Annotated in this window: 9 protein-coding genes; 4 read left to right on the top strand and 5 right to left on the bottom strand. The window is 62.4% G+C overall.

The window, feature by feature from the left end:
- The 4 genes from ACYP2Q_RS22300 to ACYP2Q_RS22285 all read right to left on the bottom strand — a co-directional run bounded on the left by ACYP2Q_RS22300 (position 1) and on the right by ACYP2Q_RS22285 (position 5,719).
- Entirely contained in the window at positions 1-1,236 is a 1,236-nt protein-coding gene (locus ACYP2Q_RS22300) for a c-type cytochrome (protein ID WP_459732489.1), read from the bottom strand.
- A gap of 2 nt (positions 1,237-1,238) precedes the next feature.
- On the bottom strand, positions 1,239-1,778 hold the full coding sequence (locus ACYP2Q_RS22295; RefSeq protein ID WP_007982256.1) for a (2Fe-2S)-binding protein: 540 nt from the start codon (positions 1,776-1,778) through the stop codon (positions 1,239-1,241).
- Positions 1,771-4,602: a xanthine dehydrogenase family protein molybdopterin-binding subunit gene (locus ACYP2Q_RS22290; protein WP_459732488.1), complete on the bottom strand. Its 2,832-nt coding sequence runs from the start codon at positions 4,600-4,602 to the stop codon at positions 1,771-1,773. Before ACYP2Q_RS22290 ends, ACYP2Q_RS22295 begins: the two co-directional genes overlap by 8 nt.
- A gap of 175 nt (positions 4,603-4,777) precedes the next feature.
- The gene (locus ACYP2Q_RS22285) at positions 4,778-5,719 is read right to left on the bottom strand and encodes a LysR family transcriptional regulator (protein ID WP_459732487.1); all 942 of its coding nucleotides are present in this window, start codon (positions 5,717-5,719) and stop codon (positions 4,778-4,780) included.
- Between the two features lie 124 nt (positions 5,720-5,843).
- Here ACYP2Q_RS22285 and ACYP2Q_RS22280 point away from each other — a divergent pair, with 124 nt between their 5' ends.
- From ACYP2Q_RS22280 to aldA, 4 genes are read left to right on the top strand one after another with little or no spacing between them, the layout of a single operon-like run.
- A complete protein-coding gene (locus ACYP2Q_RS22280; RefSeq protein ID WP_459732486.1) occupies positions 5,844-7,139 on the top strand; it encodes an MFS transporter in 1,296 nt (431 codons plus the stop codon).
- Between the two features lie 32 nt (positions 7,140-7,171).
- Positions 7,172-8,356, top strand: a complete 1,185-nt coding sequence (rhmD, locus tag ACYP2Q_RS22275) for an L-rhamnonate dehydratase (RefSeq protein WP_459732484.1) — start codon at positions 7,172-7,174, stop codon at positions 8,354-8,356.
- Between the two features lie 14 nt (positions 8,357-8,370).
- Positions 8,371-9,171 carry an aldolase/citrate lyase family protein gene (locus ACYP2Q_RS22270; protein WP_459732483.1) on the top strand — a complete coding sequence of 267 codons (801 nt, stop codon included), beginning with the start codon at positions 8,371-8,373 and terminating at the stop codon, positions 9,169-9,171.
- A 19-nt stretch (positions 9,172-9,190) separates the two neighbouring features.
- Positions 9,191-10,624 carry an aldehyde dehydrogenase gene (gene aldA / locus ACYP2Q_RS22265; RefSeq protein WP_459732482.1) on the top strand — a complete coding sequence of 478 codons (1,434 nt, stop codon included), beginning with the start codon at positions 9,191-9,193 and terminating at the stop codon, positions 10,622-10,624.
- A 127-nt stretch (positions 10,625-10,751) separates the two neighbouring features.
- On the opposite strand, the gene ACYP2Q_RS22260 is transcribed toward aldA, so the two are convergent.
- Positions 10,752-13,175 (bottom strand): TonB-dependent siderophore receptor, encoded by a 2,424-nt coding sequence (locus ACYP2Q_RS22260; RefSeq protein WP_459732481.1) that lies wholly within the window; start codon positions 13,173-13,175, stop codon positions 10,752-10,754.
- Positions 13,176-13,192 lie beyond the last annotated feature (17 nt).

Raw genomic sequence — 13,192 nt, 5'->3', positions numbered from 1 at the left:
TCAGTGCGCCTTGTGCTCGAGCGGCGGCGCATCGGCCCGCAGCTTCTGCACATCGCCCAAGGCCAGGTCACCCGGTTGACCGCCCCAACCCTGGCGCAGGTAATTCAACAGATTGGTCAGCTGCTCATCACTAAGCTTCTGCGCGAAACCCGGCATCGGCTGCATGTGTTCGAAGCCGGAGAATTTCTGCTCGCCAATGCCATCGTCGATCACCCGCACCAGGTTGCGCGGATCTTCCAGGCGCAAAGTGGTATTGCCGCGCATGGCCACGGCGATGTGCGGCTTGCCTTCGCCACCTGGCGCGTGGCAACCGGCGCAGACGTTCAGGTAGTCCTGACGGCCGCGCTGGGCACTGGCGCTGAGCTGGTCCAGCGGCACGTCGGTCAAGACTTTCGCCGCCGGTGGTTGATCACCGAGCAGGAAGGTCGCCATCGCCGACAGGTCCGGGTCGTTGAGGCCCTGGGTGCTGTTGTGGAACACCGGGAACATCTCGTTGAACATGGTGCCCTGGGCGCTCATGCCGTGCTTGAGGAACGAGCTCAGGTCCTGGTGATTCCAGCCACGGGCAGCCAGGTCAGTGGCCAGCAGGCTCGGCGCCAGATAACCGTTGAGAATGCCGCCGGTCATGCGCTTGTCCTGTTGCATCGCGCCAGGCAAGCCGCGCGGTGTGTGGCATTCGCCGCAGTGACCGAGCACGTCGACCATGTACTGGCCGCGCTTCCAGGCATCGCTCTTGCCTTCGGCCGGTTCCAGCTTCATGTCCTTGCCGTACATCATGTTCCAGCCCATCAGGCCCAGACGCACATTGAACGGAAAGCTCAGGCTGGTGATAGGCGCGGCGCGTTCGATCGGCGCGACGGTTTTCAGGTAGGCGTGGATCGCGTCGGAATCCTCACGCGGCATCAGGTGATACGAAGTATACGGCATCGCCGGGTACAGGTTGGCGCCGTCACGACGCTTGCCTTCGGTGAGTGCCGCGAAGAATTCGTCATCGTTGTACAGGCCGATGCCGTGTTCTTTGCTCGGGGTGATGTTGGTGCCGTAGATCGTGCCGAACGGCGAAACGATCGGCAGGCCACCTGCGTACGGCGCGCCACCCGGTGCGGTGTGGCAGGCCATGCAGTCGGCGGCGCGGGCCAGGTAAGCCCCACGAGCCACCTGGTCGTCCGCCTGCGCCAGCAACACAGGCGCAGCCAGGCCGACCGCCAGCGCCAGGCGGGTAAGAAGATGCTTCATGCTCAACCCTCCTTGACCAGGCCGAGATCGGTCAGCACGTTGCGCGTGGCGCTGTAGTAGCGCACGTATCCAGTGCAACGGCAGATGTGATGACCGAGGCTGTCCTCGATGACTTTTTCCAGCTGGCTCTTGACGATCGGCTGACGCTGCAACTTCTCAACCAGCACCGTCGCGGCATTCACGAAACCTGGCGCGCAGTAGCTGCACTGGAAGGCGAATTCATCGACGAAGCGCTGCTGGATCGGGTTCAGTTCGGTGACCTTGCCCTGCTCGTCACGGGTCGCATGCCCTTCGATCGTCCGCACTTTCTTGCCTTCGAAATAGTGCGCGCCGGTGATGCAGGTGCGCACTTCTTCGCTGGTGCCGTCGGGGTTGTCGACGATCACCACGCAGGCATGACAGATGCCCTGGCCGCAGCCCAGGCGCGAACCGGTGAGGTTCTTGTACTCGTGCAGGTAGTCGATCATCGGCAGGTCATCAGGGATGTCCACCGGGCCGACGGATTGACCGTTGAGGGTCAGTTGAAGCGGACGGTTAGCCATTGAGGGCCTCCTTGATGCGTGCAGAAGTGATAGGCAGGTCGCGAACGCGCTTGCCGATGGCGTGGGCCACGGCGTTGCCGATGGCGCCGACCACCGGGATCATCACCACCTCGGCGATGCCCTTGGACGGGTCGCTCGGCGACAATGGCGGGAGGATTTCCGCGGTTTGTTTCCACACCGCCACGTGCCGCGCCATCGGCAAGCGGTAACGGTTGAAGTTCCAGTCGCCCTCCCCCGGCCCGCCTTCGTACAGCGGCATTTCTTCCATCAAGGCATGCCCGATGCCCATGGCGATGCCGCCTTCGAGTTGGCCCTTGACCAGTTCCGGCACCAGCACGCGGCCGCACTCGACCCACGAGTGGTGATTGAGCACCGACACTTCGTGTGACCCCTTGTTGACCTTCACTTCCACCAGCGTCGCCACCGGGCTGTAGTAAGTCACCGCCGCGTTGTTCAACTGGGTCGCCGGGTAGGCGATGTTCTGCCGATCCAGCAAATGGAAACCGGCACTGCTCATCTGCGCTTTCTTCGCATTGGGCGCGCCGTCGCCGTACTTGACCGCCAGGCCATCGAGCGGCAGGCGTTCACGCACGCCATCGATGCTGTACTCGGCCTCGGCCCAGCTCCAGCGGTTGAAGCCATGCACCGTGGCACCGGTGACCAGGCCGCGTTCGTGGGCACGTTTGGCCAACACTTCGAAGGGCAGCGGTTCCATGCCGTTGGCGGTGAGTTTGCCGTCGACCCAATGGGCGTCTTCGCGGCGCACCACGTAAGGGTTGGCCTGACCGCCGTAGGGGCCTTGTCGCCAGATCTCCAGCGCCGCCGGCCACAAACCGTGGTTGAACAGCACGCGCGCCGCTTCACGGGTGGCGTGGCTGAAGTAGTAGGCGGAGTTGGTCGCCGACGACGCCGACGCGACCTTGCCGACCCAGCGCGGGTTACGCAGGAAGTTGTCCTGTTCGGCCTGGCTCATGATGTACGGGTTGCCGCCGCTGATCAGCTGCAGCTCTTTCCATTCGGTTTCGCCGGTCTTCACTTCGTGCGCCGGGCTGCCGAGGAAATCGGCCACCACCATCGCCTGGGAAGTGGACATGCCGGTACCGATTTCGATACCGATGTGGCGCAGGGTGATGCGACCATCAGCGGTGTATTCGATGCTGGCCATCGGCGCTTCGGAACCGGTGCCGAAGTCTTTCTGGCAGATGGCGAAACCGACGCCATACCAGTGGTCCGGGTCGGCCGCTTCGCGTTGCTGTTTGATCGCGTTGCGATTTTTCCAGACTTCGTTGACCGCGGCCTTGTCGAGAATTTCGTGCAGGCGCAAGGCACCGGCCGGGACCGCGCCCTGGGTGTTTTTCATGCCCGAACGCAGGGCGTTCTTGCGGCGCAATTCAATGGCATCGACGCCCAGGCGATCGGCGATTTCGTCGACCATCATCTCGGTCGACGCCATGCTCTGCAGGGTGCCGTAGCCACGCATCGACCCGGCTTCAACGGCACGCGAGTGATAGGCGGTGACCTGCAGGTCGTTCTGCGGCATGTAGTAGATCGACTGCGCCGCCGTGGCGCCTACTGCCGCCACCGACGGGCTGTAGTTGATCCGTCCGCCGCCGTCGACGCTCATCTCGGCGCGGAAGATCTTGAAGCTGTGATCGGTCTTGTCCACGGCCAACTGGTAGCGGATGTCGAACGGGTGACGCTTGATGCCGCTCTGGAACTGCTCGTAGCGGTCGTTGGCCAGGCGCACCGGCACACCGGCGCCGTACAACGCCGCCAAGGCTGCGTAGTAGACGAAAATGTTGTGGTCTTTCGAGCCGTAGCCAACGGTGTAACCGGGGTGCATGTTCAGGTTGGCCAGGCCGAAACGCGACGGCGCGATCATCTTCGCGGTCTCGGTCGCAGCTTCCAGCGGGCACTGGGTCGCCACCACAAAGTGCAGGGTCTTGGTCGCCGGGTCGTACCAGCCGTTGCCGTTGTCCGGCTCCATCGCCGCCGGCTCGATCGACGGGGTCTTGTAACGCTCGTCGAACACCAGCCAGTTGTCCGGCGGCGTATCGATCTGCTGCTTCATGCGGTCGGCATAGAAAAGACCGCGCTCGGTCAGGTTGCCGTGCAGGTTCGGCTGGGAATTCCACACCGGGCGACGGTTCTTCAGCATCGGGAACAGGATCGAGTCCTTGAGGCTGGCGAACTCGTCTTCGTCGGCCGAGGTCGGGCCGCCGACGCGCACGTAGCGGAAGCTGCCATAGGGGTCGCCTTCGTAATACGGCACTTGCGCACCGTAACGAATCGCCTTGTCATTGAATTTGAGTTTGTTCTTGGCCTGGCGGAAACGCTCGAAATCGTTCCAGATCAGGATCGCCACCGGGTGGCCGATGAACATCGGCACTTTGCCTTCAGGCAGCAACGGATCCGGCGCGTGCTCTTCCGGGAAAACAATACCGTCCTTGACCAGGTCGTCGGCGGTGACGATGCGGTCGGGCTGCAGGTCGGCGCCGAGCCACGACAGGTCATAGCCTGCGTAGATGCGGTCGGCCTTGATGGTTTTCAGCAGCATGGCGTGGCCTTGCTGCTGCGGCCAGCCCGGCATGTCCTTGGCACGGATGTCGCGGGCGAAGACCTTGCTGCCGCAGACCTTGGACAAGGCATCGTTACGAGCGCGCGCCTTGCCGTTGTTGCCCAGCCACTGCTCGGACGGCACGGTCACGCTATTTTCCATCAAGGCTGCCAGCGCCTGACTGCTGAGCGGTGCAAGCGTCACGCTCACACCCGCCACCAGCCCGCCCTGAAGGAACGAGCGCCGGGATATTTCACGGTTGGACATGGATCATCCTATGGGCGGTCATGGGGTCCGCCCTTCTGGTTATGTTCTGGAAATCTCGAGTCTTGCAGAAGCCCTTCTTGACGATGCAAAAGGCTGTGATGACAGTGCAAAGCTGACCGAAAGGTTAACTTTAAAGGTTTATGCGCTCGCGGAAAACAAAAAACTGACCAGGGAATCAAAAAACCGCGGCTTTTCGACGCAGCAGATCGATGAACAGGCCCAGCTCCCGACTGATGTGTTCGCCCTTGCGCAACAACATCCCGAACGGCGCCAATTGCACATCCAGCTCAACCGGCAACGCCACCACCAACCCCATTTTAAGATAGTCGCGCAATGCAGTTTCCGACAGGACCATGATCGCGTCGGTCAGTTGAATCAGCTGCTGCATGGAGTACACCGAACTGCACTCGATAATGTCCGCCGGCAGCGGCAAGGCCAGGCGCTGCAAGGCTTGATCCAGGCCGATGCGCGCCGGGCTGGTTTCTGGTTGCAGGATCCACGGCCAGCCGTTGACCAGTTCGGTCATTTCCAGTGTGTCTCGCCGGGCCAGCGGGTGGCCGGCGTGGACCACCACCAGCAGGCGCTCGTTGCCCAGTTGTTCGAACTCATAGTGCTCGCTGTCGGTGGCGGCATTGCGCCGGGCAATGGCCAGGTCGATGCGGCCCTGTTCCAGCAACTGGATCACCTGGTCGCTGGTGTCGCCCATGATGCGAATCCGCAACTGTGGGTTGAGCGCCTTGATCTCGGCAATCGAATCCATCACCAGGTCCGGTGCCGCGCCCATGATGGTGCCGATCGACAGATAGCCGTAACCGCCCTGTTGCCGCGCGATCAGGTCCTCGGCGCAGCGGTCAAGGCCACTGATGGCCGACTCGGCAAAACGAATCAACTCCTGACCCAGCGCGGTCGGGCGCATGCCCCGGGGTAACCGCTCGAACAGGTCGCAGCCAAACATGTCTTCAATTTCATGGAGCATGCGGGTGGCGGCCGGTTGCGACATGTTCAGGCTTTGCGAAGCGCGGTGCAGGTTCTGGCTGGAATTGAGCGTTACCAGCATGTGCAGGTGCTTGTAGCGCAGGCGGTTGAGCAGGCTGCGGGAGATGATGGGCGTGGTCATGAGGGGCCTTGTCATCGATACCCTGAGGGTATCAGTTGTTAGCTAGATTCGATTTGTAACGCATCGATCAGCAGCCGTACAGTCTTTCCCATAAGAACAAATGCCCTACCAAAGGAAAACCGCGATGAAGACTCTACCCGCGCCTCTGCTCGCCAAGATTTCCTGGCGGCTGCTCCCGTTTCTCCTGCTGATGTACATCATGGCCTTCCTCGACCGCGCCAACGTCGGGTTCGCCAAGCAAGCCTTCCAAGCCGATACCAACATCAGTGACGCCGCCTTCGCCTTCGGCGCCGGGGTGTTCTTCGTCGGTTACGCGCTGCTCGAAGTGCCGAGTAACCTGATCCTGCACCGCGTCGGCGCTCGTCTGTGGATGTGCCGCATCATGGTCACCTGGGGCCTGGTCTCCGCGGCCATGGTCTTCGCCCACACTGAAACCAGCTTCTACGTCCTGCGCTTCCTGCTGGGTGTGGCCGAAGCCGGATTCTTCCCCGGCGTGATCCTGTACCTCACCTACTGGTTCCCCAGCGCCGTGCGCGGCAAGGCCATGGGTTTCTTCTACTTCGGTGCGCCGCTGGCGTTCATCTTCGGCAGTCCGTTGTCGGGGCTGCTGCTGGAGCTGGACGGCTTTGCCGGTTTCCACGGCTGGCAGTGGCTATTCGCCGTTGAAGGCCTGATGGCCACGGCGGTGGGCATCTGGGCTTACTTTTACCTGGACAACCGCCCGGCGGACGCCAAGTGGCTGACGATCGAAGAACGCGAGCAAGTGCAGAGCCTGCTCGATCAGGAAGACAGCCACAAACAGAATCACGGGCGCAGCCTGCTCAACGTGCTCTGCCAGCCCTCGGTGCTGTACCTGTGCCTGATTTATTTGCTGATCCAGGCCAGCGTCTACGGCGTGGTGTTCTACCTGCCGACCCAGGTAGGCGGATTGCTCGGCACCAAGGTCGGGCTGATGGTCGGGCTGGTCACGGCGATCCCATGGATTTGCGCGCTGGTGGCGGCTTACCTGATTCCAGGCTACAGCGACCGCACCGGCGAACGCCGCCGCACCGCCAGCCTGACCCTGCTGATGGCCGCCGCCGGTATCGCCTGTTCGGTGACCTTCAGCAGTCCGTTCCTGGGCATCGTCGCCCTGTGCTTCGCCGCCTCCGGTTTCATCGCCGTGCAACCGGTGTTCTGGACCTTCCCTTCCAGTTACCTCGCCGGCAGCGCCGCGGCGGCCGGCATTGCCCTGATCAACTCATTCGGCGCCCTCGGCGGCTTCATCGCCCCGGTGCTGAAGAACTGGGCCGAAGGCGCCTTCCATTCTCCGGCAGCCGGCCTGTACCTGCTGTCCGCCACCACCGTCATCGCCGCGTTGCTGGTCCTGGGCGTGCGTTCGCCCGGCCATAAAGCTTCGAACAAACCGGCCACCGTTTAAACCTGACCGCCGTTAAAAAAAGGAATCACACCATGGGCATTCCAACCATCAAGCACGTCCGCGCTTTCACTCTGCGAGGCGGCGGCGCGGATTACCACGACCAGGCCGATGGCCACTGGATCGACGATCACATTGCCACGCCAATGAGCAAATACCCGGAGTACCGCCAAAGCCGCCGCACCTTCGGCATCAACGTGCTCGGCACCCTGGTGGTGGAGATTGAAGCCAGCGACGGCACGGTCGGTTTCGCGGTGACCACGGGCGGCGAACCGGCCGCCTACATCGTCGAGAAACACCTGGCACGATTCCTCGAAGGCGCGAAAGTCACCGACATCGAAAAGATCTGGGATCAGATGTACCAATCGACCCTGTACTACGGGCGCAAAGGCATCGTGATCAATACGATTTCCGGGGTCGACCTGGCGCTGTGGGACCTGCTCGGCAAGATCCGCCAGGAGCCGGTGCACCAGTTGCTCGGCGGCGCCGTGCGCGATGAATTGCAGTTCTACGCCACCGGCGCCCGCCCGGACCTGGCACAGAAAATGGGTTTCATCGGCGGCAAGATGCCGCTGCACCACGGGCCCGCCGAAGGCGAAGAAGGCCTGCGCAAGAACCTCGAAGAGCTGGCCGCCATGCGTGAGCGTGTCGGCCCGGACTTCTGGCTGATGCTCGATTGCTGGATGAGCCTGGACCTCAACTACGCCACCAAACTGGCGGTCGGCGCCCACGAACATGGCTTGAAGTGGATCGAAGAAGCCCTGCCGCCCGACGATTACTGGGGCTACGCGGCCCTGCGCAACAACGTGCCCAAAGGCATGCTGGTGACCACCGGCGAACATGAAGCCACCCGCTGGGGCTTCCGCATGCTGCTGGAGATGGGTTGCTGCGACATTATCCAGCCGGATGTCGGCTGGTGCGGCGGCCTCACCGAACTGGTGAAGATCTCGGCCCTGGCCGACGCCCACAACGCCCTGGTCATTCCCCACGGCTCGTCGGTGTACAGCTATCACTTCGTGGCCACCCGGCATAACAGCCCGTTCGCCGAATTCCTGATGATGGCGCCGAAAGCCGACGAGGTGGTGCCGATGTTCCATCCGCAATTGCTCGGCGAACCGGTACCGGTGAACGGCCGCATGCGCCTGTCGGCCCTCGACCAGCCAGGATTCGGCGTGACCCTCAACCCGGAATGCCAACTGCATCGGCCGTATAGCCGCTGAGCCAGGAGTTCGTGATGAACATGCCGCACAATGCTTTCAAGGCCGCCCTGAAAAAAACAGCGCCGCAATACGGCATCTGGGCCGGGTTCGCCACCGGCTACGCCGCCGAGATCGTCGCCACCACCGGTTATGACTGGATGCTGATCGACGGTGAGCACGCGCCGAACACAGTGCCCGGCGTACTCGCCCAATTGCAGGCCGTGGCGCCCTACCCCACAGCCCCCATCGTGCGCGCCGTGAATGGCGACACCAACCTGATCAAGCAGCTGCTGGATATCGGCGCGCAGACGCTGATGATCCCCATGGTCGAAACCGCCGAACAGGCCCAGGCCCTGGTCCGCGCCATGCGTTACCCACCCCATGGCATCCGTGGCGTCGGCGGCGGCCTGACCCGCGCCACGCGCTGGGACGGCGTGCCGGACTATCTGAACACCGCCCATGAACAGCTGTGCCTGATCGTGCAGGTGGAATCGCGGCTCGGCGTGGAAAACGTCGCCGCGATTGCCGCCGTCGAAGGTGTCGATGCGGTGTTTATCGGGCCGGCGGATCTGTCCATCGGTCTGGGCCACGCCGGCAATCCCGGTCATCCAGAAGTTCAGGAACGGATTCAACATGCGGTCAACGCGACACTGGCGGCCGGCAAGGCCTGCGGCATCCTCGCACCCAACGAAGAAGACGCGCGGCGTTATCAGGGCTGGGGCTGCCAGTTCATCGCAGTGGCGATCGATATCAGCCTGTTGCGCCAGAGCGCCATGGCCACTCTCGCCCGCTACCGCACACCGGCCACCGAACACGCACCGTCGCGTACCTACTGATCAGCCAAGGAGTCGTTCCATGTCATCCGTGCCTGTCTACGAAAACTTCATCAACGGCCAGTTCGTGGCCAGCGCTGCCCACATCGACGTGATCAACCCGGCCACCGGGGTCGCGCTGTCAAAAGTCCCGGCCTCGACCACCGACGACGTCGAACGCGCCCTCGAGGCTGCGCGCTCCGCGCAAAAGGACTGGTCGCGCAAACCGGCAAATGACCGCGCCGGCTACCTGCGGCGCATCGCCGCCAAACTGCGGGAAAACGTTGCGCACCTGGCGCGCACCATCACCCTGGAACAAGGCAAGATCAGCGGCCTGGCCGAAGTCGAAGTCAACTTCACCGCCGACTACCTCGACTACATGGCCGAGTGGGCACGGCGCATCGAAGGTGAAATCATCACCAGCGACCGCCAGAACGAAAACATCTTCCTGTTCCGCAAACCCCTGGGGGTGGTGGCCGGTATCCTGCCGTGGAATTTCCCGTTCTTCCTGATCGCCCGCAAGATGGCCCCGGCCCTGCTGACCGGCAACACCATCGTCATCAAACCGAGCGAAGAAACGCCGAACAACTGCTTCGAATTCGCCCGGCTCGTCGCTGAAACCGACCTGCCGCCCGGCGTGTTCAATGTGGTGTGCGGTGACGGCCAGGTTGGCGCGGCGCTCAGTGGGCACAAAGGCGTGGACATGATCAGCTTCACCGGCAGCGTCGCCACCGGCTCACGGATCATGGCCGCCGCCGCACCGAACATCACCAAGCTCAATCTGGAACTGGGTGGCAAGGCCCCGGCCATCGTGCTGGCGGATGCCGACCTCGACCTGGCGGTGAAGGCCATTCGCGATTCGCGGATCATCAACAGCGGCCAGGTGTGCAATTGCGCCGAGCGGGTGTATGTCGAACGCAAGGTGGCGGATCAATTCATCGACCGCATCGCCGCCGCCATGAATGCCACCCGTTATGGCGACCCGATTGCGCAACCTGACGTGGAGATGGGGCCGTTGATCAATCGCCAGGGTCTGGAGAGCGTCAACCGTAAAGTCCGCACGGCGTTGAGCCAGGGTGCCACCCTGATCAGCGGCGGGCAGATTGCCGACCTGCCGAACGGCTTTCATTTCCAGCCCACCGTCCTGGCCGGCTGCCGCGCCGACATGGAGATCATGCGCGAGGAGATCTTCGGCCCCGTGCTGCCGATCCAGATCGTCGATGACCTGGAAGAAGCCATCGCCCTGGCCAACGACTGCGACTATGGCCTGACCTCGTCGATCTACACCCGCGACCTGAGCAAGACCCTGCACGCCATGCGCGAGCTGGATTTTGGCGAAACCTACGTCAACCGCGAGAACTTCGAAGCGATGCAGGGGTTCCATGCCGGGGTGCGTAAATCGGGGATTGGCGGGGCGGATGGCAAGCATGGTTTGTATGAGTACACCCATACTCATGTGGTGTATCTGCAAGGCTGAATATCTGCGGTGTAGCTGATGCCGCCTTCGCGAGCAAGCCCGCTCCCACACTGGTTTTGTGTCGAACACACGATCAAATGTGTGCGGGCTTGCTCGCGAAGATGTCAGATCAGTCAACACAAGACCATCAGAAGTCCACAGTCGCCGACAGCAAATAGGTGCGCGGCGTCGACAGCGTCAACCCAGGCTCGCTGTCATCCGAAGCCCCCGCCGAACTCCAGTAGCGCTTGTCCGCCACGTTCTCGATATTGCCGCGCACCGTAATGGTTTTTTCATCAACCCTGAACGCATACCGCGCGCCCACATCGAAACGCTCCCAGGAATCGATTTCCTTGTTATTGGACTGGTCCAGATACTGCGAGCTGGAGTAGATGCCGCGACTGGTCAGGGTCAGGCCCTGGACGTTCGGCACGTCCCACTCGGCGCCAAGGTTGACGTTGTATTTCGGCGTGGCCGGCGCGCGGTTGCCGTCAAAGGTGCCATTGGTGGTATTGGTCAACTCGCTGTCGATGTACATCACCCCACCGAGCAGCCGGAAACCGTTGAGCGGCTCACCGAACACACTGACTTCCACACCGGTGTTTTCGCGCTTGCCGTTCGGGCCGAACACTCGCGTCGTGGCGTTGGTTTCATAGGCCGGCTGCTTGATCCGGAACACCGCGGTGGTGATGGCGAACGCACCCGCGTCATACTTGGCACCGACCTCGATCTGCCGACTGATGAACGGCGGGAAGATTTCGTCTTCGTTCACCGAGGTCGACGGGGCGATCTTGCCCTGGCTCAGGCCTTCCATGTAGTTGGCATACAACGAGAGTTTATCGGTGGCCTTGAACAGGATGCCGCCCGAGGGCGAAACCTTTTCTTCATCGTAACCCGTGTCGCCTTTGACATTATCCGTCCAGTCGTCAACCTGCACTCGCTGCCAGCGGGCGCCGATGGTCAGCAGTACCCGATCATCGAAGAACCCCAATGTGTCGGACAACGCCACGCTGCTGGAACGGTTCTCGGTATACACCTGCGAATCGAGGCGCGCAGGAGTGATGGGCGTCGGTGTTTGCACCGGGTTGTAGATGTTGCTCGGGGCAGCGGCATAACGGGCGCCGCCGTTTTCGAAGTCCATATAGAAATAGCTGGCAGCCAGGTTGACCTCATGGCTCACCGCACCGGTATGGAACCAGTTGCGCACCCCGGCGTTGGCCGTCCGAACATTTTCGTCACGGGTGAAGTCACGTGGCTGAACGCTGAAATCGCCCGCGTCATTGGTGACCGCTACGGCGTGCCGAAGGAAGTCATGATTACTTTTACGCGCGCCCGCACCAGCGTACACCATGACGGAATCACTGACATCGTACTCGCCGGTCACCGTACCGAAAGTGTCCTTGGTACGCGCCTTGCTCCACGACTGCGCATAGTTGTGGCGAACATCGCTGGCGTGCGGAACCTGAGCGTTGACGCCCACCTGCACACGCTCCTGCGGGGCGTCGGTGTCACGCTCGTTATGTCCGATGTCCGTCGAGAGCCGCAGGCGTTCACCGCTGAAATCCAGGCCCAGCACAGCCATCTCGCGGTCAACACTCTGGTGATCCCATTCGGTGTCGCCGGACTGCTTCACGCCGTTGAAACGAACACCGAACATGTCACCTTCACCAAAACGCCGACCGATATCCACCGCCCCGCCGACCTGGCTGTCGGAAGCATAGTTGCCGGTAAACGAAGTAATCGGCACGTCGGTGGCGCGCTTTGGCACTACGTTTATCCCGCCCCCCACGCTGCCCCGCGGCGAGATGCCATTGATCAGCTGGCTCGGGCCTTTGAGGATGTCGACGCGGTCGGCCATCTCCATGTCGATGGTGTACGTCGGCAGAATGCCGTACAGACCGTTGTAGGAGACATCACTGTTGAACAGGCTAAGTCCGCGAATGGTGAACTGCTCATACCGCCCACCCGCCGGGTTGGTGGCGCGAACCGAGGGATCGCTGGCGACGAGGTCGCCCAAGGTACGAGCTTGCAGGTTTTTCACCAACTCACTGGTGTAGGTGGTCTCGCTGAACGGCGTCTCCATGAAATCTTTCGAGCCCAACAAGCCTTGCGATCCACGGCGTGCGACCTGCCCGCCGACATACGGATCACCGTGCGCCGTGTCCGCCGTCGCGTAAATCGAGGTGGCACCCAGTTGCAGGCTGCTGCCCGAGGGCACGGGAATCAGGATGTACGCCTGCTCGCCCACCGGTTGCAATTGCAGGCCGGAATTTTGCAGCAGGCGCACGAAGCCCTCCTCAACCCCATAGTCACCGGAAAGTCCCGCACTGCTGCGACCGCTGACCAACGCCGGATCCACCGACAGGTTGACCCCGGCCAGGCCGGCGAACCGGGTCAGCGCATCGCTGAGGCTGCCGGCCGGCACCTGGTAACTGCGACGGGTGGCGTCTTCGGCCCAGGCATGGGTGATTAACATCGGGCTGACACTCAGGCTCAACAACAGGCTCAGGCGCAACAACGGGCGCAGACCGGACGACGCCGGGCGTGGACGGCAAGACTTTACGGCGGGCATTGAAAAGGCTCTCTTGT

Source organism: Pseudomonas sp. MHK4 (assembly GCF_054600775.1).
Note: the sequence above shows the minus strand (reverse complement) of the source record. Positions and strands in the feature narration are given on the sequence as shown.

Excerpts from the sequence above, each read along its gene's own strand:
- ACYP2Q_RS22300 (WP_459732489.1), bottom strand. The coding sequence starts at position 1,236 with ATGAAGCATCTTCTTACCCGCCTGGCGCTGGCGGTCGGCCTGGCTGCG.
- ACYP2Q_RS22295 (WP_007982256.1), bottom strand. The coding sequence starts at position 1,778 with ATGGCTAACCGTCCGCTTCAACTGACCCTCAACGGTCAATCCGTCGGC.
- ACYP2Q_RS22290 (WP_459732488.1), bottom strand. The coding sequence starts at position 4,602 with ATGTCCAACCGTGAAATATCCCGGCGCTCGTTCCTTCAGGGCGGGCTG.
- ACYP2Q_RS22285 (WP_459732487.1), bottom strand. The coding sequence starts at position 5,719 with ATGACCACGCCCATCATCTCCCGCAGCCTGCTCAACCGCCTGCGCTAC.
- ACYP2Q_RS22280 (WP_459732486.1), top strand. The coding sequence starts at position 5,844 with ATGAAGACTCTACCCGCGCCTCTGCTCGCCAAGATTTCCTGGCGGCTG.
- rhmD (WP_459732484.1), top strand. The coding sequence starts at position 7,172 with ATGGGCATTCCAACCATCAAGCACGTCCGCGCTTTCACTCTGCGAGGC.
- ACYP2Q_RS22270 (WP_459732483.1), top strand. The coding sequence starts at position 8,371 with ATGAACATGCCGCACAATGCTTTCAAGGCCGCCCTGAAAAAAACAGCG.
- aldA (WP_459732482.1), top strand. The coding sequence starts at position 9,191 with ATGTCATCCGTGCCTGTCTACGAAAACTTCATCAACGGCCAGTTCGTG.
- ACYP2Q_RS22260 (WP_459732481.1), bottom strand. The coding sequence starts at position 13,175 with ATGCCCGCCGTAAAGTCTTGCCGTCCACGCCCGGCGTCGTCCGGTCTG.